This is a genomic window from Serratia sp. 4542 (assembly GCF_016805595.1).
GTDB lineage: Bacteria > Pseudomonadota > Gammaproteobacteria > Enterobacterales > Enterobacteriaceae > Serratia > Serratia nevei.
Genome location: NZ_RXKV01000011.1, coordinates 137,970 through 157,547 on the forward strand (window position 1 = coordinate 137,970; position 19,578 = coordinate 157,547).

Annotated in this window: 20 protein-coding genes; 14 read left to right on the forward strand and 6 right to left on the reverse strand. The window is 63.2% G+C overall.

Annotated features, from left to right (window positions below; genetic code table 11):
- Positions 1–12: 12 nt before the first annotated feature.
- Positions 13–468, forward strand: coding sequence for a rhodanese-like domain-containing protein (locus tag EKL15_RS17825; RefSeq protein WP_197782866.1), 456 nt, complete (start codon positions 13–15; stop codon positions 466–468).
- Between the two features lie 4 nt (positions 469–472).
- Here the strand turns inward: EKL15_RS17825 and flk are convergent, their stop codons facing one another.
- Positions 473–1,501, reverse strand: coding sequence for a flagella biosynthesis regulator Flk (gene flk, locus EKL15_RS17830; protein ID WP_060420006.1), 1,029 nt, complete (start codon positions 1,499–1,501; stop codon positions 473–475).
- 205 nt (positions 1,502–1,706) lie between these two features.
- On the opposite strand from flk, the gene EKL15_RS17835 reads away from it, so the two are divergent.
- The 4 genes from EKL15_RS17835 to EKL15_RS17850 are packed head-to-tail and all read left to right on the forward strand — an operon-like array spanning position 1,707 to position 5,361.
- Positions 1,707–2,069, forward strand: a complete 363-nt coding sequence (locus EKL15_RS17835; protein WP_060439335.1) for a hypothetical protein — start codon at positions 1,707–1,709, stop codon at positions 2,067–2,069.
- Between the two features lie 49 nt (positions 2,070–2,118).
- Positions 2,119–4,155, forward strand: a complete 2,037-nt coding sequence (locus tag EKL15_RS17840) for a protein-disulfide reductase DsbD (protein WP_203090150.1) — start codon at positions 2,119–2,121, stop codon at positions 4,153–4,155.
- On the forward strand, positions 4,152–4,868 hold the full coding sequence (locus EKL15_RS17845; RefSeq protein WP_038876482.1) for a DsbA family protein: 717 nt from the start codon (positions 4,152–4,154) through the stop codon (positions 4,866–4,868). The genes EKL15_RS17840 and EKL15_RS17845 overlap by 4 nt, the downstream gene beginning before the upstream one ends.
- Positions 4,861–5,361: a protein disulfide oxidoreductase gene (locus EKL15_RS17850; RefSeq protein WP_047730177.1), complete on the forward strand. Its 501-nt coding sequence runs from the start codon at positions 4,861–4,863 to the stop codon at positions 5,359–5,361. The genes EKL15_RS17845 and EKL15_RS17850 overlap by 8 nt, the downstream gene beginning before the upstream one ends.
- Here EKL15_RS17850 and EKL15_RS17855 read toward each other — a convergent pair.
- Complete coding sequence (locus EKL15_RS17855) at positions 5,358–6,824, reverse strand: PLP-dependent aminotransferase family protein (protein WP_203090152.1); 1,467 nt, start codon at positions 6,822–6,824, stop codon at positions 5,358–5,360. The genes EKL15_RS17850 and EKL15_RS17855 overlap by 4 nt on opposite strands.
- Before the next feature lie 172 nt (positions 6,825–6,996).
- Here EKL15_RS17855 and EKL15_RS17860 point away from each other — a divergent pair, with 172 nt between their 5' ends.
- A complete protein-coding gene (locus EKL15_RS17860) occupies positions 6,997–7,992 on the forward strand; it encodes a DMT family transporter (protein WP_203090155.1) in 996 nt (331 codons plus the stop codon).
- A 155-nt stretch (positions 7,993–8,147) separates the two neighbouring features.
- Complete coding sequence (locus EKL15_RS17865; protein WP_180547525.1) at positions 8,148–8,777, forward strand: CatB-related O-acetyltransferase; 630 nt, start codon at positions 8,148–8,150, stop codon at positions 8,775–8,777.
- Positions 8,778–8,811: 34 nt separating this feature from the next.
- Here EKL15_RS17865 and EKL15_RS17870 read toward each other — a convergent pair whose 3' ends face one another.
- Genes EKL15_RS17870 through EKL15_RS17880 form a run of 3 tightly spaced genes read right to left on the reverse strand, consistent with a single transcriptional unit; the run spans position 8,812 to position 11,768 of the window.
- The gene (locus tag EKL15_RS17870) at positions 8,812–10,329 is read right to left on the reverse strand and encodes a tripartite tricarboxylate transporter permease (RefSeq protein WP_016926872.1); all 1,518 of its coding nucleotides are present in this window, start codon (positions 10,327–10,329) and stop codon (positions 8,812–8,814) included.
- Between the two features lie 11 nt (positions 10,330–10,340).
- On the reverse strand, positions 10,341–10,772 hold the full coding sequence (locus tag EKL15_RS17875; RefSeq protein ID WP_019453755.1) for a tripartite tricarboxylate transporter TctB family protein: 432 nt from the start codon (positions 10,770–10,772) through the stop codon (positions 10,341–10,343).
- Between the two features lie 15 nt (positions 10,773–10,787).
- The gene (locus EKL15_RS17880) at positions 10,788–11,768 is read right to left on the reverse strand and encodes a tripartite tricarboxylate transporter substrate binding protein (protein ID WP_033635359.1); all 981 of its coding nucleotides are present in this window, start codon (positions 11,766–11,768) and stop codon (positions 10,788–10,790) included.
- A 360-nt stretch (positions 11,769–12,128) separates the two neighbouring features.
- On the opposite strand from EKL15_RS17880, the gene EKL15_RS17885 reads away from it, so the two are divergent.
- From EKL15_RS17885 to EKL15_RS17895, 3 genes are all read left to right on the forward strand, one after another.
- Positions 12,129–12,374, forward strand: coding sequence for a hypothetical protein (locus tag EKL15_RS17885; RefSeq protein ID WP_226908273.1), 246 nt, complete (start codon positions 12,129–12,131; stop codon positions 12,372–12,374).
- Between the two features lie 167 nt (positions 12,375–12,541).
- Positions 12,542–13,216, forward strand: a complete 675-nt coding sequence (tctD, locus tag EKL15_RS17890; protein ID WP_164113517.1) for a transcriptional regulator TctD — start codon at positions 12,542–12,544, stop codon at positions 13,214–13,216.
- A complete protein-coding gene (locus EKL15_RS17895) occupies positions 13,203–14,621 on the forward strand; it encodes a sensor histidine kinase (RefSeq protein ID WP_187322633.1) in 1,419 nt (472 codons plus the stop codon). The genes tctD and EKL15_RS17895 overlap by 14 nt, the downstream gene beginning before the upstream one ends.
- Here EKL15_RS17895 and EKL15_RS17900 read toward each other — a convergent pair.
- Entirely contained in the window at positions 14,618–15,538 is a 921-nt protein-coding gene (locus EKL15_RS17900; RefSeq protein WP_055311859.1) for a DMT family transporter, read from the reverse strand. The two genes, EKL15_RS17895 and EKL15_RS17900, sit on opposite strands and share 4 nt — an antisense overlap.
- A 117-nt stretch (positions 15,539–15,655) precedes the next feature.
- On the opposite strand from EKL15_RS17900, the gene EKL15_RS17905 reads away from it, so the two are divergent.
- The 4 genes from EKL15_RS17905 (at position 15,656) to truA (ending at position 19,546) form a co-directional block, all read left to right on the forward strand.
- Positions 15,656–16,429: a helix-turn-helix domain-containing protein gene (locus tag EKL15_RS17905; protein WP_038876456.1), complete on the forward strand. Its 774-nt coding sequence runs from the start codon at positions 15,656–15,658 to the stop codon at positions 16,427–16,429.
- A 53-nt stretch (positions 16,430–16,482) separates the two neighbouring features.
- Positions 16,483–17,604: a 4-phosphoerythronate dehydrogenase PdxB gene (pdxB, locus tag EKL15_RS17910; RefSeq protein WP_060420017.1), complete on the forward strand. Its 1,122-nt coding sequence runs from the start codon at positions 16,483–16,485 to the stop codon at positions 17,602–17,604.
- Positions 17,605–17,714: 110 nt separating this feature from the next.
- A complete protein-coding gene (locus EKL15_RS17915; protein ID WP_060420019.1) occupies positions 17,715–18,725 on the forward strand; it encodes an aspartate-semialdehyde dehydrogenase in 1,011 nt (336 codons plus the stop codon).
- On the forward strand, positions 18,725–19,546 hold the full coding sequence (gene truA / locus EKL15_RS17920; protein WP_100396425.1) for a tRNA pseudouridine(38-40) synthase TruA: 822 nt from the start codon (positions 18,725–18,727) through the stop codon (positions 19,544–19,546). The genes EKL15_RS17915 and truA overlap by 1 nt, the downstream gene beginning before the upstream one ends.
- The last annotated feature ends 32 nt before the right edge of the window (positions 19,547–19,578 follow it).

Sequence of the window (19,578 nt, forward strand, 5' to 3'; positions counted from 1 at the left end):
GGAGTGAATGGTATGTCGAAAGAATCATTAGTGCTGGCTTTTCCTCCGGCGGCGCCGGAAGAGAGCCTGGCCTACCTGGCGGCCAAACTGAGCCGCTATGCGGATGCCTGGGACGTGGCGGAGGATCTGCGCAATGGCGTGGAGGGGGTGATAGTGATCGACACCCGCGCGGAGGCGATGTACGCCGCCGGGCATATTCCCGGTGCGCTCAGTTTGCCGCATCGTCTGATGGATGAAGCCAGCACGGCGCAGCTGGATCGCGAAAAAGTGTATGTGACCTACTGCGACGGCATCGGCTGCAACGGTTCCACCAAGGGCGCTTACAAGCTGGCGAAGCTGGGATTCCGGGTGAAGGAGCTGATCGGCGGGCTGGACTTCTGGCTGCGCGACGGCCATCCGTTGGCCATCGGCGAACAGCCGGGATCGTTGCGCGATCGGGCGGCTGTTGAGGACTGCGGCTGCGCCTGAGGCGTTAAAACACCAGAGCCAGCACGACGGCCAGCGCCAACAGCAGCAGGATCAGCGCGACGGCGGGTTTGCTGAGCGCTTTTTGCAGCGGCAGCGGCAGGGCGGCGATCAGCGGGTTGAGCAGCGGCTGCGGATCGACAGGGTGGCTGACGATAGCCTGAGCCTGGCCGGCTTTTTCCAGGCGGCGGGCAAACAGTTGATGAATGGCGTCGCTCATTTGCGGATGCGTCAGCGGCGCATTGGCACCGCAGTTGAAGCGCGCCTGGCAGTAGTCGTTCATCTGCTGCAGCTCTTGCTCGTCCGCCGGCTGCTTGAGCGCCGCCAGCAGATTGTTCAGCGTCGGCGCGCTCTGCGGGCTGAGGGCCACCTTCACTTGCAAGAATTGGTTTAACAGCTGGAAGTGGCGCGCCGGCAGCGGATCGTTGGTTTTCACGCCCGCCAGATCAAACAGCGTTTGCCAGATTTTAGCCGGCGCTTCACCGGTGGCCGCGCTAAGTTTGGTGATCTGCTGCTGCAGGCTCTGATGCTCTGCGGGCAGCAGCGGGCGATCGCTGGTGGCGGTTTGCTGCGGCTGAGGAATGGTCAGGCCGCCGGTCTGCAACAGATTCAGCACCTGCTGCAGCTGTGGTGGGCTCAGCTGGCTCAGTACCGTGTGGCCGAACTGCTGGCGAATAAAGTCGCTGACCGCCTGGCGGTTGTTGCCCTGCGGCAGCAATTCGGCCAGCTGTTGCAACAGCTGGCGCCCGGCGTGGTTTTGCTGCGCCTGCGTCAGGCGCGTTTGCAGCAGCTGTTCCGCCGGTTGAAAATGGCGCGCCAGCAGTTCACCGCCGTTGTCGGCGCCGAGCTCGTGGCGCAGAGTCGCCCAGATCTCCGCCGATTTTGCCGGGCTGAGCGTCATGATTTTCACGATCAGCTTTTCCAGCGTCGTGCGCTGTGCCGGAGAAAGGGGTTGATCGTCAGTGGCCGCCGTTTTGCCCGGGGAGGGAGGGCGTTCGCCGGCGATTGGGGTGCCCGGCCCACTCAAAGGTTGCATATCACCAGTCCTTCGCTGTGTATCCCCGCAGAATGCCTGGAGGAGAGAATCATCATCGTACCCGGCGAAAAGCGCAGGCTTACCCGCTATGATACCTGTAAATCGCCGCCATCAATACCGCCGCTCAGACATTTCTTTACCGACAAAACGTTGCTAATCGCGCCCGCGTCGCTAAGATAACCCCAGACCCGAACATGAGGATGGCATGGTTAAACGGCAGCGGATTGCAAAATGGTTTTTATGCCTGGCTTGCCTGGTGGTGCTGACGTGCATGACCCAGCGCATGGCGGGCCTGCATGCGCTGCAGCAAACGCTGGGGATCCCGGCCGCCACCGCCGTTCAGTCCAGTGACACCGCCGCCGAAGCGCAGCCGACGCCCTGTGAACTGAGCGCCAAGTCATTGCTGGCCGCACCGCCGGTGATGTTCGAAACCGTTCTGTTCGGGCTGGGCCTGCTGCTGGCGCTGTTGGCGCCGACCATTGCCGCGCGCCTGCGTATTCCTCCCCCTCGCGCCATTTCACCGCCCACCCTCAGGGTGCACCTTCGATTATGCGTTTTCCATGAATGAGTTAATCGCCCGTTTTTCGCGGTGAATTAATCATTTATGGAGAATTAACATGTTGAAAATTATCAGGCTGGCCTGCGCTTGCCTGTTTATGTTGTGGCTGCCTGCCTTGCAGGCGGCGGACAGCGGCTGGCTGCAAAACCCGGCCAACGATCATGCCAAGGTGCGGCTGCGTGCCGACACGTCACAGCCGGGGGAAACCCGCCTGCTACTGTCGGTCGAGCTGCAAAAGGGCTGGAAAACCTACTGGCGTTCCCCAGGCGAAGGCGGCATCGCGCCGGCTATCGTCTGGCAGGGCAACCCGCCGCCGGCGACCTGGCACTGGCCGACGCCGCAGCGTTTCGAGGTGGCCGGCATTTCCACCCAGGGCTATCACGATCGGGTCACGCTGCCGATCGTGATGTCAGGCCAGATATCCGGCCCGCTGGCGGGCACCCTGACGCTATCCACCTGCAGTAACGTCTGCATTCTGACCGACTACCCGTTCAGCCTGGATCTGACGACGCCGAACGATCCGCAGTTTAACCACGACTTCGCGCAGGCGATGGGGCAGGTGCCGATCGCCGCCGGGGTGGCGGAGGGCGTCAAGGCCGGTTACCGCAACGGCGAGCTGCAGATCGCCGCCGAGCGCGCCGCCGGTTGGCAGCAGCCCGCGCTGTTCTTCGATACGCTGGCGGATGCCGATCTCGGCAAGCCGCAGGTTGAGACCGACGGCGCTCAGCTGTTGGCGCGAGTGCCGGTCAGCGATGGCTGGGGCGATGCGGCGCCGGATCTGCGCGGCAAAACGCTGACGCTGGTGATCGACGACGACGGCATGGCGCAGCAGATTACGCTGCCGATTGGCGATCCGCTGGCCGCGCCCGCCGGTGCGGCATTCCCGCTATGGCAGGCGGTATTGATGGCGCTGGCGGGCGGGTTGATCCTCAACCTGATGCCGTGCGTACTGCCGGTGCTGGGCATCAAGCTCGGCTCCATCCTGCAGGTGGAACGGCGCGATCGGCGCAGCGTGCGTTTGCAGTTCCTGGCGTCGTCGTTGGGTATCGTCGCCTCGTTTATGGCGTTGGCCTTGCTGATGACGCTGCTGCGGCTCGGCAACCATGCGCTCGGCTGGGGTATTCAGTTCCAGAATCCGTGGTTTATCGGTTTTATGGTGCTGGTGACGCTGCTGTTCAGCGCCAACCTGTTTGGCCTGTTCCATCTGCGCCTCTCGTCCGATCTGAATACGTCGCTGGCGACCCATAATGGGCACGGTCTGAGCGGCCATTTCTGGCAGGGCGCGTTTGCCACGTTGCTGGCGACGCCGTGCTCGGCGCCGTTTCTCGGCACGGCGGTGGCCTTCGCGCTGGCGGCGTCGCTGCCGGTGCTGTGGGGCATGTTCATCGCGCTCGGCATCGGCATGAGCCTGCCGTGGCTGCTGATCGCCGCCTGGCCATCGCTGGCGCTGCGCTTGCCGCGCCCCGGCCGCTGGATGAATACCGTCAAGCTGGCGATGGGGTTGCTGATGCTGGCGTCGTCGCTGTGGCTGCTGAGCCTGCTGAGCAATCATATCGGCGTGCAGGCCACGCTGTGGCTGGGGGCGTTGGCGCTGCTGGCGTTGCTGCTGGCGGTGTGGCGTCAGCAGGGCGCACGGTTGGCGGCCAAGCTGGCGGCGGGCACGTTGGTGCTGGCGGGCGTGGCCTTGCTGGCCGGATCGCTGACCGCCGGCCTGTGGCGCCAGCCGTTGCAGGATCGGGTGCAGTGGCAACCGCTGAGCGAGCAAGCGATTACCGAGGCGCTGGCCCAGCATAAGCGGGTGTTCGTCGACGTGACCGCAGACTGGTGCGTGACCTGTAAAGCCAATAAATTCAATGTGCTGCTGCGCGATGACGTACAGCGCGCGCTGAGCGCCGACGACGTGGTTGCGCTGCGCGGCGACTGGAGCCGCCCGTCGGCCGACATCAGCGCCTTCCTGCAAAAGCGCGGCAGCGTCGCCGTGCCTTTCAACCAAATCTATGGCCCCGGCAGCCCGGACGGCGAGGTGTTATCCCCGCTGTTGACCCGTGACGCCGTGCTGCAAACGCTTTCCCATGCCAAAGGAACCGAACAATGAAAAAGCTACTGATTTTACTGATGATCATCGCCGCCCCGGTGTGGGCCGCCGAGCCTTTCACCCCGGCACAAGAGGCGCGTATCAAAGAGATGATCCGCGAAACGCTGGTGTCCAACCCGGACATTCTGGCGCAGGCGGTGGACGCCTGGCAGCAGCAAACCGCCGGCCAGCAAATCAGCCAGGCTATCAAGCAGAACGCCAAAACGCTGTACCAGGATCCGGCCAGCCCGCGCCTCGGCGCCGCCAACGCCAAACTGACGCTGGTGACCTTTACCGACTATAACTGCCCGTACTGCAAGCGTTTTGATCCGATGCTGGAGAAGATCGTCAAGCAATACCCGGACGTGGCGCTGGTGGTGAAGCTGCTGCCGTTCAAGGGCGAAAGCTCGGTCAGTTCGGCGCGCGTGGCGCTCACCACCTGGCAACAGCACCCGGATCAATTCTGGGCCCTGCACCAGCGGCTGATGGCGAAAAAGGGCTTCCACGACAACGCCAGCATCGCCGCCGCGCAAGAGAAAACCGGCGTCAAGGCGGTGGCGCCCAGCGAACAGAGCATGACCACGTTGCGCACCAATATGGAGCTGGCGGAACAGCTGGGCGTGCAGGGGACGCCGGCGACGCTGATCGGCGATCGGATGCTGCCGGGGGCGGTGTCGTATGAAGAGCTGGAAGCGATGGTGAAGCAGCAGCTGGCGAAGGCCAACCATGGCTAAGCTCAAGCGTTGGGGGCGCGAGTTGTTGCTGCTGGCGCTGATCGCGCTGGCGGTGGTGACGGTGATGGATTGGCTGAACGCGCCGCAGGCGCCGCCGGCCTTCGATGCTCAGACGCTGACCACGCTGGACGGCGAGCGCGTGTCGTTGGCGCAGCTCAGCCATGAGCGGCCGCTGCTGGTTTACTTCTGGGCCAGCTGGTGTGGCGTCTGCCGCTTCACTACGCCGGACGTCGCCCGTTTGCAGGCGGCGGGCGGCAACGTGCTGACCGTCGCGCTGCGCTCGGGCGACGATACCCAGGTGAAACACTGGCTGGCGCGCAAACGGCTGGCGCTGCCGGTGGTCAACGATCCGGCCGGTACGCTCTCGGCGCAGTGGCAGATTGGCGTGACGCCGACCTTCGTGGTGGTCTCGCAGGGCAAGGTGGTGCAGAGCACCACCGGCTGGACCAGCTACTGGGGGATGAAGCTGCGGCTGTGGTGGGCCGCCGTCTAACCGGCGTTTTTCTCCGTTATCACCTCCTCAATCGCCCGGCACAGCCGGGCGATACCTTCTTCAATCTGCGGCGGCGAGTTGGCGGCGAAGTTCAGCCGCAGGCCGTGCGCGCCCAGCTGTTCCTGCGCATAAAAGCATTCGCCGCGTGCGAAGGTTACGCCGTGCCGCCAGGCGACCGGCATCAGTTCGGTGGTGGTCACCGTCGCCGGCAGCGTCAGCCAGATAAATAAGCCCCCCTGCGGCGTTTCGAAGCGGCACCCCGGCGGCAGCCGCCGTTGCAAGGCATCAATCATCACCTCCAGATGGCGGCGGTAGACGCGCCCGGCGCGCCGCAGCTGCTTGTCGTAACGGCCGACGGTGACGAACGCGTCCAGCGCCCGCTGGATCAGGCTGGAACTGGTGAAGCTGTCGACGTGTTTCAGCCTGGCGAAACGCTGATAGGGTTCGCTGTCCGCCACCAGATAGCCGATGCGCATGCTGGGCAGCAGCATTTTGGAGAAGGTGCTGACGTAGATCACCGCGCCCGGCTGCGCCAGCGCGCGCAGCGACGGCAGCTGTTTGCCCTGATAACGCAGATCGCCGACGAAGTCGTCCTCCAGGATCACCACGCCGGCCTGTTGGGCGACAGTCAGCAGGCGTCGCCGCCGCGCCTCGCTCAGGCAGCGGCCGGTCGGGTTGTGGAAATTGGGGATGGTGTAGATCAGTTTGGGGCGGTGGCGTTCCAACAACTCCGGCAACAAATCCACCCGCATGCCGTGGCGGTCGCCCGGTACGGTGACGATATTGATGCGGTGCTGGCGCAGCAGGCCCAGCGCTTCGGCGTAGGTCGGCTCTTCGACGATCACCGTATCGCCCGGCGCCAGCAGGCTTTGCACCACCAGACTGATGGCGTGCTGCGAGCCGTTGGTGATTAGCACCTGTTCCGCCTGCGTGGGGATGCCCTGCGCGCTGAGAATGCGGCTCAGCGTATCGCGCAGCGGGTAGTAGCCGCAGTATTCCCCGTAGCTGAAGGCCTCTTCCGCATGGCGGCTGAGCACCGACAGCAGCACTTTGCGAAACGCCTCCAGCGGAAACACCTTAGGGCTGCCGACGCCGGCGGCGAAGTTGATCAGCCCCTCCGGCAGCGGGGCGTCGGCGTAGCCGTCCAGCCGCGAGGTGAGGGTGGTGAAGCTCTCCAGCGGGAATGGAGCATCGCTGCTCGGCCGGGCCGGGCGCGCCTGCGCCTGCGGGTGCGCGACATAGGCGCCGCTGCCGCGCCGCTGATGTAAAAAGCCCTTGGCCGCCAGTTCGGCGTAGGCGTTATCCACCGTTAAACGGCTGACCGCCAGTTCGGCCGCCAGCGTGCGCGTCGAGGGCAGTTTGTCACCATCGACGAACACGCCGGTGAGGATGGCGCGCCGCAGCGCTTCTTCGATCTGTAAATAGAGCGGAACGTCCTGCTCGCGATCCAACGGGATATGCATGCGAAATTGGCCCGGTTATGGAGAGTGATTTTTACTATACCCCATGTCAACAGGGCTTCAAGCGCAGAAAAGTGGCCTGCATGACAACGCCGTAAAGTGGCTATAGTGATAAAAAATGGCCGCGTTACACTGTCCGCCTGAGCATTTACGTCGCCATTTCTCCGAGGATCTCATGTCATTACCGTCAGGCGTTTCCGCCCGGCCGGCGCTGCCCGGCGCGCGCCTCTTTCAGGGCAGCCACCAGGGTTACGTCATCGCCATTATCAGCGCCATGCTGCTGGCCTTTACCGCCATCATCATTCGCGCGCTGACCGAGTACTATCACCTGCCGACCTTCGTGCTGGCGTTCTGGCGCGCGGCGCTGGTGGCGCTGGTGCTGTTGCCGCTTTTGTTGCTGGTGAAACCGAAGTGGGCGCGCCTGCGCCGTGAACAGGTGGTGTTCTACGCACTTTACGGGCTGCTGCTGGCGCTGTTCAACAGCCTGTGGACGCTGTCGGTAGCGCTGAACGGCGCGTCGGTGGCGACCATTCTGACCTACTGCTCGGTGGGCTTTACCGTGTTCCTCGGCTGGGTGATGTACAGCGAACGCCTGACGCTGCGCCAATTGCTGGTGATCGCCATCAGCCTGGGCGGTTGCTTCCTGGTCAGCAACGGCGACAGCATGGGGAACAGCCACTTCGATCTGCTGGGGCTGCTGGTCGGGATGCTGTCGGGCATCGGTTATACCCTGTATACCCTCGGCGGGCGGGTGGCCAGCGAGCGCGGCTATCCGGTGTGGAACACCATCCTGTACGTGTTCGGTTTTTCGGCGCTGTACCAGCTGGTGTTCAACGCGGCGCTGACGGCGTTCCCGCTGGCGGCGTTCCACGGCATGGCCGGCTCTCTGTGGTTCCTGTCGCACGGCGCACAGGGCATCCAGTGGAGCGGCTGGCTGTTGCTGCTGGCGCTGGCCGCCGGGCCGACGCTGCTGGGCTTCGGGCTGTACAATATCAGCCTGAAAACGCTGCCGCTGGCGGTGGCCAACCTGATCCTGTCGCTGGAACTGGTGTTCACCGCGGTGATCGCCTATTTCCTGCTGGGGGAGAGCATGAATCAGCTGCAACTGCTGGGCAGCGCGCTGGTGATGGGCGGGGTGCTGCTGCTGAAAAGCAAGACCGCCGAGGCGTGATCGGCTACCATTACGCCTCGCAAGAGAGGCCGTAAGATGAATAACCCGAGATTGAAACGAGCGCTTATCGCTTGAATGGCCGTGTTGAGTGAACGACAACACGGCCACAGACATTCCGTTCCGTGGCTTTTATTCCCGTAACAAGAGAATACGCCATGTCCGAAAAACACTGGTCCAAAACCGAGCTGCTGCATCAGACGGTGACCAACCCGAATATCATCATCAAAGGCACCCACAGCTACTACAGCGACTGCTGGGATAACGGCTTCGAGCGCTCGGTGGTGCGCTATCTGCACGGCGACGCGGTCAGCCGGCAATGGCAGCCGCTGGGTGACATAGATCGCTTGCTGATCGGCGATTATGTGTGCATCGCGGCCGAAACAGTGATCCTGATGGGCGGCAACCACACCCATCGTATCGACTGGCTGAGCCTGTATCCGTTTATGGCAACCATCAAACGGGCGTACCGCCCCAAAGGCGACACCCGGCTGGGGGACGGTTGCTGGATTGGCATGCGGGCGATGTTGATGCCAGGGGTATCGATAGGCGAAGGGGCGATCGTCGCCGCCGGCAGCGTGGTGGTCGGCGATGTTGAGCCTTATGCCATCGTCGGCGGTAACCCCGCGCGGTTTATCCGTTGGCGGTTCGCGCCGGAGGTCATCGCGCGGTTGCTTGCCTTGCGCCTCTATGACTTGTCCGAGGCGGACTTTGCGGTGATTCAGCCCCTGCTCGCCGATGACGATATCGAGGCGTTGGAAAGGGGAATTGCGGTCCTACGCCGTTAAACACAACGGGCGGGGGATCCCCGCCCGTTTCGCGTTACTCGGCTTTGGCCTCGGCCGCCGGTTGGCGGCGTTTGCGCATCAGGCGCAGCAGCGGCGGCAGCGCCAGTACCGCAACCGCCAGCACCAGCAGCGTTTGCGCGATGCTGCTGCTCCACAGAATGCCGAACTCGCCGTTGCTGATCGACAGCGCGCGACGCAGATTCTGCTCCAGCATCTCACCTAGTACGAAGCCCAGAATCAGCGGCGACATCGGGAAGTGCATTTTGCGCAGGATGTAGCCGAACACGCCCAACCCGACCATCAGCAGCAGGTCGAAGGTGGTGCTGTGCACCGCATAAACCCCCACCGCCGACACCGCGGCGATCGCCGGCACCAGGAACCACAGCGGGATGGTCAGCATGCGGGTGAACAGGCCGACCAGCGGCAGGTTCATGATCAGCAAAATGACGTTGGCGATCAGCAGCGCGGCGATCAGTCCCCAGACGATGTCCGGCTGTTCGGTGAACATTGCCGGGCCGGGGGTGATATTGTACAGCGTCAGCGCACCCATCATCACCGCCGTGGTGCCGGAACCCGGCACCCCCAGCGTCAGCATCGGAATGAACGAACCGCAGGCCGAGGCGTTGTTGGCCGCTTCCGGCGCCGCTACGCCGCGGATGTCGCCCTTGCCGAAGGTGTCGCTGTTGCCGCTGATTTTCTTTTCGGTCATGTAGGTCAGCGCACTGGCGATAGTGGCGCCGGCGCCTGGCAGAATGCCGACGAAGAAGCCGATCACCGACGAGCGCAGGGTAGGGCCTGCGCACTGCGCCGCCTCTTTGCGGTTGAACAGCAACCGGCCGGTTTTACGCACCAGCTTTTGCCCGGCGCTGGTGCTTTCCAGCATCAGCAGGATTTCGCTGACCGAGAACAGGCCGATCACCACCACGATAAACTGCACGCCGTCGGAGAGGTGCACGCTGTCAAAGGTAAAGCGGTAAACGCCGGTGTTGGCGTCGACGCCCACCGTCGCCAGCCCCAGGCCGATCAGCGCCGCCAGCAGCGATTTCAGCGGGTTTTGGCTCATCATGCTGCCGAGGCAGGCGATGGCGAACACCATCAGAGCGAAATACTCCGCCGGGCCGAAGGCCAGTGACCAGCGGGCCAGCAGCGGCGCGAACAGGATGATACCGCCGATGGCGATCATCGATCCAACGAACGAACTGACCGCCGAGATGGACAACGCCACGCCGGCGCGCCCCTGCTGCGCCATCGGGTAGCCGTCCAGCGCGGTCATGATCGCCGCCGCGTCGCCCGGTACGTTAAGCAGAATCGACGAGATGCGCCCGCCGTACTCGCAGCCGATATACACCGTCGCCAGCAGGATCAGCGCCGATTCGGCCGGCAGCTTGAGGGCAAACGCCAGCGGCAGCAGGATCGCCACGCCGTTGATCGGCCCGAGGCCCGGCAGCAGGCCGACGATGGTGCCGACGAAGCAGCCGATCAGGGCGATAATCAGGTTCTGCGGCACCAGCGCCACTTCGAACCCTTGGGTCAAATACATCCAGGTATCCATCATCGCTCCCGTTAGCTCAGCCAGGCGCCGAGCGGCAGTGTGACATCGAGAAGTTGGTCAAAGGCGTAATACAGCGCTGCACCCATGACGACGCCGGAGATAGCCGCCGCCGGCAGGCTGGCTTGAAACAGCAGGCCGATGCTGAACGTCAGCAGCGCGGTCGCCAGCGGGAAGCCCAGCCATTCAAAACCCCAGGCATACAGCACCAGGGTGATCACCAGCACCAGCAGCCGCTGCAGCACCTTGTTGTGCGGCCACTCCACCGCCTGCGGGCGGCGCAGCAACAGCAGGGCCGCGCACAGCGCCATCAGGCTGAGGATCGCCAGCGGAAACGGGCGCGGCCCCAGCGGTTCATAGCTGTATTCGCTTTGGATGCCCCAGCCGATGAACAGCCCGCCGATACACAGCAGCAGCCAGAAGCCGGCAAAAATACGATCGCTCATGGTTTTCCCCTGCGGTTATTTGGCCAGGCCGAACACTTTTGCCTGCTCACGGTATTGGGCAACCTGATTCTTCACGTAGGCGTCCAGCTCTTTGCCGGTCATGTTGAATTCGAACAGGCCGCGCAGATCGCGCTGTTGCTTGAATTCGTCGGTCGCCATCATTTTCTGGAAGGTGTCGATCCACCACTGATATTCTTCATCGCTGACTTTCGGCCCGACGTAGAAGCCGCGAATGATCGGCCACACCAGGCTGTATCCCTGCTCTTTGGCGGTGGGAATGTCGGCCAGCTGGCCCGGCAGACGTTGCTCGGCATACACCGCCAGCACGCGGATCTTGTCGCCCTGCAGATAAGGCACCATCTCGCTCAGGTCACCGGAGACCGCCTGGATATGGTTGCCGAGCAGCGCGGTGACCGGCTCACCGCCGCCTTCGAATGCCACATAGCGCATCTTGCGCGGATCCACGCCGACTTCGCGCGCCAGCAGCGCGGTTTTCATCCAGTCCTGGCTGCCGATGGAGGCGCCGGCGCCGAACACCACGCTGTTGGGATCTTTTTGGAAGGCGTCCATCAGGTCTTTCAGGGTTTTGTAAGGCGAGTCGGCGCGCACCGCGATCATGCCGTAGTCGGTACCGACCGCCGCCAGCCATTTCACGTCGTCCACGTTATAGCGGCCGAACTTGCCCTGGGCCAGATTGAGCAGCGAGCCGCCGGAGAAGGCCACCACGGTGCCGAACTCCGCCGGGCGCTGCGCGACGATGGCGTTGTAGGCCACTGCGCCGACGCCGCCGGGCATATAGGTGACGCGCATCGGTTTATCGATGGCCTTGGTGTCCTGCAGCGACACCTGAATCAGCTTGCAGGTCAGATCGAAGCCGCCGCCGGGCTTGGCCGGCGCGATGCATTCGGTGCGTTTGGGCGCTTCCACGGCAAAGGCCTGATTGGCCGCCAGCAGCAGGGCGGCGGCGGTAAAGGTACGGGTCATTATTTTTTTCATTGTGACTTGCCCTCGGTATTGTTCTGGTTGTGAAATCCCGCCGGGTGCGGTTGCAGGATTGTTAAAACAACAACCTTTCATTTACCTTTCAGCGGTCGGAAAAGTTTCCAGTCTGTGATTGGGGTCGCTTGTCGCGAGCGGAGAGCGGGTGCGCTACCATAGAAAGGAAGAGAAGAACAGGGGGCAAAACCGGCCAAAATCCTGCGTAATATCAGGTTTGCGGTTCTGCTTTCGCGATAGAATCATGAGCAATGAAATGAATAGAGACGCAGTAATATGTTTTCGTTAGGGAAATTGTTTGGTGGCAGGGACAGCGCCAAAGTGTGCGCGATTAAACGGCTGCCGGAGGTCTATGCAGAGATGACCGGTGAAACCGGGCAGTGTCGTTTAAAGCGGCTGCGCGCCGATATTGGCGTATTTGAGCTGCATTTCGTCAATGCCGACGGTGAAAAGTATGCCTGCCAGATGACCGCCTGCGTGACCGGCATCGATCTGGTGTTTGCCGCCAACAATCGCTCCGTGCTGGTTTCTTCACCGTTTACCGCCGACAAGCTGCGCCCGGTGCTGGACATTGCCGTTGCCGACAGCCCGATTCCGCTGATCTGATACCGGCCTGCGATCGCGCTCCATATGCATAATTGTGTGCCAGCTCCCAAAACTGGCGGCGCGGCGCTCTTTTATCCCCTTATTTTCCATGCCATTCTCTGTTATCGATCTGTTAACAAGCGCGCTATCGGCGTCAGGTTGTTCAGGTAAATCAATGGAATGGAAACATGCGACTGTTATTGGTTGAAGATCACCCCGAGCTGTCTCACTGGTTGCAAAAGGCGCTGACCGGCGCCGGCTTTGCCGTCGACGTCGCCCCGGACGGCGTGGCGGCCGATCATCTGTTGCTCAACGAACGCTATGCGCTGGCAGTGTTGGATGTGGCGCTGCCGCGTTTGAACGGCCTGGATTTGCTGGCGCGCCTGCGCAAGCGCGGGCAGGAGCTGCCGGTGCTGCTGCTGACGGCGCGCACCGACGTGGCCGATCGGGTGAAGGGCCTGAATCTGGGAGCGGACGATTACCTCACCAAGCCGTTCGAACTGGACGAGCTGGAAGCGCGCATTCGGGCGCTGCTGCGCCGCAGCGTCGGCGCCGCGCAGCCGGCGTTGCAGTACGGCGCGTTGACCTATCACGACGAAGGCTATTTCCTGCTGGAAGGCAAGCCGCTGGCGCTGACGCCGCGCGAACTGGCGGTGTTGACCGCGTTGATGCACCGCCGCGGCCGCCCGGTGGCCAAGCAGCAGCTGTTTGAGCAGGTGTTTACGCTGTCCGACGAGGCTAATCCGGAGAGCATCGAGCTTTACGTACACCGTTTGCGGAAAAAGCTGCAGGGCAGCGACGTGGCAATCATCACGCTGCGCGGTCTGGGTTACAGCCTGGAGCGGTGCAATGCGGTGGTTTAACGCGCCGCGTTCGTTGTTCTATCAACTGCTGCTGTTTTTTGGCCTGCCGCTGGTGGCGTTGGGCGGCATCTCGATCTACACCCACTATTTCAGCGCCATGAGCGCCGCCACCCTGGCTTACGATCGCACGCTGCTGGCGTCGGCGCGCACCGTGGCGGAGCGGCTGGTGGTGCGCGACGGCAAGCTGGCGGTCGATGTGCCCTATGTGGTGCTCGACAGCTTCGAGCGCAACATGAACGACCAGCTCTATTACGAGGTGATCTCGCCGCAGGGGAAAAGCATTTCGGGCTATGACGATTTGCCGCCGTTGCCGCCCCATATCCCGCGTTCCACGCTCTACCCGGCGCTGGTGCATTTTTACGATGCGGAATACCTCGGCCGGGCGATCCGCGTGGCGGCGCTGTTTCAACCGATCAACGAGTCGGGCGTGAGCGGCATGGCGACCATTCTGGTGGCGGAAACCCTGGAGTCGCGCCGTTACCTGGCGCGCCAGATGATGATTGCGGCGCTGTTGAGCCAGGGCACGGTGGTGGTGTTGACCCTGATTCTGGCGTTCGCGCTGCTCAAGCGGGTGTTGAAGCCGATGCGCAAGCTCTCCGGCATCATGCTGCGGCGCGATCCGGGCGAGCTGACGCCCCTGCCGCGGGTATTGCCGTGGTCGGAGATGCAGCCGCTGCTGGTGGCGTTCAATCGCTATATCGAACGGCTGCGGCTGATGGTGGCGCGCCAGGAGCGTTTCAGCGCCGATGCTTCGCACCAACTGCGCACGCCGCTGGCGGTGTTGAAGACTCAGGTTGGGGTAGCGCTGGCCAGCGACCGGCCGCAGCAGTGGCGCGAAAGCCTGCAGGCGATGAGCGCGACGCTGGATAATACCGTGGCGCTGACCGACCGCCTGCTGCATCTCTCACGCCTGAAGGCCAGCGAGCACCGGGCCGAGCGCCAGCTGCAGCCGGTCAATCTGGCGCAGGTGCTGCGCGACGCCTGTTTTTCCCGCTTGCCGCAGGCGCGCAGTAAACAGATCGATCTCGGATTTGAAGGCGAGGCGGCGTGCCAGGTGGCGGGGGAACCGCTGCTGTTGGCCGAACTGTGCGCCAACCTGCTGGACAACGCGCTGAAATACACGCCGCGTCAGGGCGTGGTGACCGCGCGCCTCACTCAGGATCAGGCGGCAGGGGAAGGCGTGCTGGAGATTGAAGACAGCGGCCCCGGCATCGCCTTGCAGGACAAGGCGCTGGCGCTGCAGCCGTTTCATCGGCTGGACAACGTGGGCGATCAGCCGGGCGCCGGCCTGGGGCTGGCGCTGGTGAAGGACATCACCGCGTATCACGGCACCCGCCCGGAGCTGCTGAGCTCCGCCGCTCTGGGCGGCCTGTTGGTGCGGGTGCGTTTCAGGCTGCTGCCTTAAGCCTGTTCTTTGCAGGATTCGACGTCGGCCGCCGGGGCCTTGGCTTTACGCGTCAGCGGCGTGCGCAGCCGCTGCGACAGAATAACGCCCAGCAGGGTGATGCCGCCGCCGATCAGGTGGTAACCGTGCAGTTGCTCATGCAGGAATAGCACGGCGATAGCGGCGGTAAACACCGGCGCCAGGTTCATAAAGATCGAGGCGGTATTGGCGCCCAGGCGCATCACACCCTGGATCCACAGGAACGGGGCGATGATCGAAGCCGGAATGCCGGCGAACAGCACCAGCGGCAGGTTATGGCCGTTCAAGCCGACATCCTGCGCCATCAGGAAATTAGGCAGCAGCAACAGCACGCCGAACAGGATCTGCACATACAGCGATTGCCAGTTCGGCAGCGCGATGGCCCAGCGTTTGGTCAACACGCCATACAGCGCGTAAGAGGCGGTGGCGAGCAGCATCATCAATTCCCCCTTGCCGATACCGTGCTGCAGCAGCACGCCGGGCTGACCGCCGCTGACCAGCCAGATCAGGCCGCAGAAGGAGAGTATGCTGCCGAGCAGCACGCCGACGGTTGGTGCAATGCGCAGCAGTACGATGCTGATCAGGATGGTCAGCAGCGGGATCAGCGATACGATGATGCCCATAAACAGCGCGCTGACGCTGTGTGCGGCGTAATACGCCAGGCTTTGGTACAGCACCATGCCCAGCAAACCGAGGATCATCAATTTCCACCAGTTGGCGCGCACCTGCGCCCAGTTGCGCAGCACGCCCGGCAGCACGAACGGCGTCAGGGCAATCAACGCCAGCAGCCAGCGGTAGAGCGAGATGGCCGCCGGATCGATGGCGGTGGCGGAGAGTTTGCTGACGACGGCGTTAATCGACCAAATCAGCACGGCCAACAGCGGGAAAAGCATATTCATGATAATTATTCTCAATAACGTCCAACATGCTGGCTAGTCTACGCGTGTCCGGTTTATCATATATAGCGATATCCAGACAAAAATCGGCGTAAACAAGACAAATCACGGGACGAAACCATGCCAGAAATCCGCCATTTCCCCGAGTCGCTGATCCCGGCACCGAAGCCGGTGCAGTTCCGCTGCGAGGAGTTCAACGCGCGCACCGAATTCCAGCCGCACAGCCACACCTGGGGCCAGTTGATGTGGGTCAAAGCCGGGGTGATGGTGCTGCGCATCGGCGGGCAGCGCTTTCTGGCGCCGCCGGAGTTCGTGCTGTGGGCGCCGGCCGGCATCGAACACTCCTGCTATAACCAGCGGCTGGCGCAGTGCCGCATGGTGGACATTACGCCGGCGCTGTGTGCCGGCATGCCGGCCGACCCTTGCCTGGTGAGCGTGACGCCGATATTCCGCGCCATCGCCGAGGATTTCTATGCGCGTAAGCAGTACATTCCGCAAACGGAAGAGGATTTGCGCCTGTGCCAGGTGCTGATCGACCAGCTGCGCCTGTCGCCGCGCCAGCAAACCTATCTGCCGTCGTCGGACGACAAATTTTTGGCGCCGGTGCTGGAAGCGCTGGAGCACTGCCCGGCGGACAACACCTCGCTGGCGGCGTGGGCGGCTCGGGTCTACACCACCGAGCGCACGCTGTCGCGCCGCTGCCAGCAGGATCTGGGCATGTCGTTCAGCGAATGGCGCCAGCGCCTGCGTTTCCTGCATGCCGTGTCGCTGCTCGAGCAGGGCAAGACCGTGCAGGACGTGGCGCTGGACGTCGGCTACAGCTCCGCGTCGGCGTTTATCGTCATGTTCCAGCAGATCGCCGGCACCACCCCTGAGCGCTTTCGCCGTGCCTGATTCAGTGGCACACTATTTCGCAGACAAATAGCCGTAAACCGTCGGAGAACGCAGTGAAAATTCTGGTTGATGAAAATATGCCGTACGCGGCCGAGCTGTTCAGCCGCCTGGGCGACGTGCAGGCAGTGCCGGGCCGCCCGATCCCGCGTGAGGCGCTGGCGGATGCCGATGCGCTGATGGTGCGTTCGGTCACCAAGGTCAATGAAGCGTTGCTGGCCGGCAGCCGCATCGGCTTTGTCGGTACCGCCACCGCCGGCACCGATCACGTCGATGACGCCTGGCTGCAACGGCAGGGCATCGGCTTTTCCGCCGCGCCGGGCTGCAACGCCATTGCGGTGGTCGAGTATGTGTTCTCTGCCTTGATGCTGCTGGCCGAACGCGATGGCTTCCATCTGCGGGATAAAACCGTCGGCATCATCGGCGTGGGCAACGTCGGTTCCCGCCTGGACGCGCGCCTCAAAGCGCTGGGCGTGCGCACGCTGCTGTGCGATCCGCCGCGTGCCGATCGCGGCGACGCCGGGGAGTTTTGGCCGCTGGAGAAGCTGGTGGCCGAGGCCGACGTGCTGACCTTCCATACGCCGCTGAATAAATCCGGCCCATACCATTCGCTGCATCTGGCGGACGCCGATCTGTTGGCGGCGCTGCCGGACAACCGCATTCTGATCAACGCCTGCCGCGGGCCGGTGGTGGATAACGCCGCGTTGTTGCAGGCGCTGGAAAAGGGCAAAAAGCTGAGCACGGTGCTGGACGTGTGGGAACCGGAGCCGGATCTCTCCTTGCCGCTGCTGGCGCGGGTGGATATCGGCACTGCGCACATCGCCGGGTATACGCTGGAAGGCAAGGCGCGCGGCACCACTCAGGTGTTCGAAGCGTTCAGCCGCCATCTGGGGCAGCCGCAGCAGGTGGCGCTGGCCTCGCTGCTGCCGGTGCCGGAGTTCAGCCAGATCCGCCTCAACGGGCCGCTGGATGAAGCGCGGTTAAAACGATTGATGCACTTGGTGTATGATGTGCGCCGCGATGATGCGCCGCTGCGCAAAGTCGCCGGACAACCGGGCGAATTCGATCGCCTGCGCAAGCACTATCAGGAACGCCGCGAGTGGTCGTCGCTGGCCGTGCAATGCGATGACAGCGCCAGCGCCGAGCTGCTCGGCAAGCTGGGTTTCAGCGTGGCATAGCGCGTAAGGTTGTCTTAAGCCAACGCCGCTACAGTGAGCGGCAAAGATTATCGGGCGGTGATTGCACTGCCCGTCTGCTTTTATGAATGAAATACTCTGGAGAAAACCCGATGTCTGACGGCTGGAATATCGCGCTGCTCGGCGCCACTGGCGCGGTAGGTGAAGCGTTGCTGGAATTGTTGCAGGAACGCCAGTTCCCGGTGGGTGAGCTCTATCCTCTGGCAAGCGAACGCAGCGCGGGCGCCAATGTGCGCTTCAACGGCAAGTCTCTTCTGGTGCAAAACGCCGAAGAGTTCGACTGGTCACAGGCGCAGCTGGCCTTCTTCGTCGCCGGCAGCGAAGCGTCCGCGCGCTATGCCGAAGAAGCTGGCAACATGGGCTGCCTGGTGATCGACACCAGCGGCCTGTTCGCCATGGAGCCGGATGTGCCGCTGGTGGTGCCGGGCGTTAACCCGCAGGTGCTGGCGGATTACCGCAACCGCAATATCGTGGCGGTGGCCGACAGCATGGTCAGCCAGCTGCTGACGGCGATCAAGCCGCTGACCGAACAGGCGGGGCTGTCGCGTCTGCACGTCACCACGCTGATGTCGGTATCGTCGCGCGGCAAGGTGGCGGTGGACGATTTGGCCGGCCAGAGCGCGCGCCTGCTGAACGGCATTCCGGCCGAGGAAGGCGTTTTCGGCAAGCAGCTGGCGTTCAACCTGTTGCCGCTGATTGCCGACGAGCAGGGTAGCGTGCGCGAAGAACGCCTAATCGTCGATCAGGTGCGCAAGGTGCTCCAGGATGAAGGGCTGCCGATTTCGGTGAGCTGCGTTCAGTCGCCGGTGTTTTACGGCCACGCGCAGGTGGTGCACCTGGAAGCGCTGCGCCCGCTGTCCGCCGAAGAGGCGCGCAGCGAGCTCGAAGAGATCGAGGACATTCAGCTGAGCGAAGAGGACGATTACCCGACTCAGGTCACCGACGCCTCCGGCAGCGATGCGCTCAGCATCGGTTGTCTGCGTAACGATTACGGCATCCCCGAGCTGTTGCAGTTCTGGACGGTGGCGGACAATGTGCGCTTCGGCGGCGCATTGATGGCTATCGAAACCGCCGAGCGTTTGGTGCAGGAGCAGATGTACTGATGTCTGAGGTGGTCTCGCCCGTTCAGCCAACGCTGAGAATTGCGCTGGGCATCGAATATGACGGCAGCCGGTACTACGGCTGGCAGCGGCAGCAAGAAGTGGCCAGCGTGCAGCAACGCCTGGAGCAGGCGTTGAGCAAGGTGGCGGATGCGCCGATTAGCGTGCTGTGCGCCGGGCGTACCGACGCCGGGGTGCACGCCACCGGGCAGGTGGTGCATTTCGAAACCACCGCGCGCCGCAAGGACGCCGCCTGGACGATGGGGGTAAATACCCATCTGCCGCCGGATATCGCGGTGCGTTGGGTGAGCCCCGTTGCCGACGATTTTCACGCGCGTTTCAGCGCCACCGCGCGCCGCTACCGCTATATTATTTTCAACCATCGCTACCGGCCGGCGGTGCTGCAACAGGGGGTGACGCATTTTTATCACCCGCTGGACGCCGATCGCATGCATCGGGCGGCGCAGGCGCTGCTGGGCGAAAACGACTTCACTTCGTTCCGCGCGGTGCAATGTCAGTCGCGCACCCCGTGGCGCTGCGTAAAACACGTTAAGGTTACGCGCTACGGCGAATATATTGTGGTAGATATCAAGGCGAATGCCTTCGTGCATCACATGGTTCGCAACATCGTCGGCAGCCTGATGGAGATCGGCTGCGGCAATCAGGATGAGAACTGGATGGCCGAGTTGCTGGCGCTGAAGGATCGCAACCTGGCGGCGGCGACGGCGCGAGCCGAGGGGCTGTATCTGGTTGCCGTGGATTACCCTGACCACTTTGGTCTACCGCGGCCGCCGATGGGGCCGCTGTTTTTGCCCGACGATTAAACGCCGGCACGCCTGAAAGCGTCGCTCCCTTG

Coding starts and splice junctions, on each gene's coding strand:
- EKL15_RS17915 (WP_060420019.1), top strand. CDS start 17,715: ATGTCTGACGGCTGGAATATCGCGCTGCTCGGCGCCACTGGCGCGGTA.
- truA (WP_100396425.1), top strand. CDS start 18,725: ATGTCTGAGGTGGTCTCGCCCGTTCAGCCAACGCTGAGAATTGCGCTG.
- EKL15_RS17870 (WP_016926872.1), bottom strand. CDS start 10,329: ATGGATACCTGGATGTATTTGACCCAAGGGTTCGAAGTGGCGCTGGTG.
- flk (WP_060420006.1), bottom strand. CDS start 1,501: ATGCAACCTTTGAGTGGGCCGGGCACCCCAATCGCCGGCGAACGCCCT.
- EKL15_RS17840 (WP_203090150.1), top strand. CDS start 2,119: ATGTTGAAAATTATCAGGCTGGCCTGCGCTTGCCTGTTTATGTTGTGG.
- tctD (WP_164113517.1), top strand. CDS start 12,542: ATGCGACTGTTATTGGTTGAAGATCACCCCGAGCTGTCTCACTGGTTG.
- EKL15_RS17865 (WP_180547525.1), top strand. CDS start 8,148: ATGTCCGAAAAACACTGGTCCAAAACCGAGCTGCTGCATCAGACGGTG.
- EKL15_RS17850 (WP_047730177.1), top strand. CDS start 4,861: ATGGCTAAGCTCAAGCGTTGGGGGCGCGAGTTGTTGCTGCTGGCGCTG.
- EKL15_RS17855 (WP_203090152.1), bottom strand. CDS start 6,824: ATGCATATCCCGTTGGATCGCGAGCAGGACGTTCCGCTCTATTTACAG.
- EKL15_RS17900 (WP_055311859.1), bottom strand. CDS start 15,538: ATGAATATGCTTTTCCCGCTGTTGGCCGTGCTGATTTGGTCGATTAAC.
- EKL15_RS17895 (WP_187322633.1), top strand. CDS start 13,203: ATGCGGTGGTTTAACGCGCCGCGTTCGTTGTTCTATCAACTGCTGCTG.
- EKL15_RS17825 (WP_197782866.1), top strand. CDS start 13: ATGTCGAAAGAATCATTAGTGCTGGCTTTTCCTCCGGCGGCGCCGGAA.
- EKL15_RS17880 (WP_033635359.1), bottom strand. CDS start 11,768: ATGAAAAAAATAATGACCCGTACCTTTACCGCCGCCGCCCTGCTGCTG.
- EKL15_RS17885 (WP_226908273.1), top strand. CDS start 12,129: ATGACCGGTGAAACCGGGCAGTGTCGTTTAAAGCGGCTGCGCGCCGAT.
- EKL15_RS17845 (WP_038876482.1), top strand. CDS start 4,152: ATGAAAAAGCTACTGATTTTACTGATGATCATCGCCGCCCCGGTGTGG.
- EKL15_RS17875 (WP_019453755.1), bottom strand. CDS start 10,772: ATGAGCGATCGTATTTTTGCCGGCTTCTGGCTGCTGCTGTGTATCGGC.
- EKL15_RS17905 (WP_038876456.1), top strand. CDS start 15,656: ATGCCAGAAATCCGCCATTTCCCCGAGTCGCTGATCCCGGCACCGAAG.
- EKL15_RS17860 (WP_203090155.1), top strand. CDS start 6,997: ATGTCATTACCGTCAGGCGTTTCCGCCCGGCCGGCGCTGCCCGGCGCG.
- EKL15_RS17835 (WP_060439335.1), top strand. CDS start 1,707: ATGGTTAAACGGCAGCGGATTGCAAAATGGTTTTTATGCCTGGCTTGC.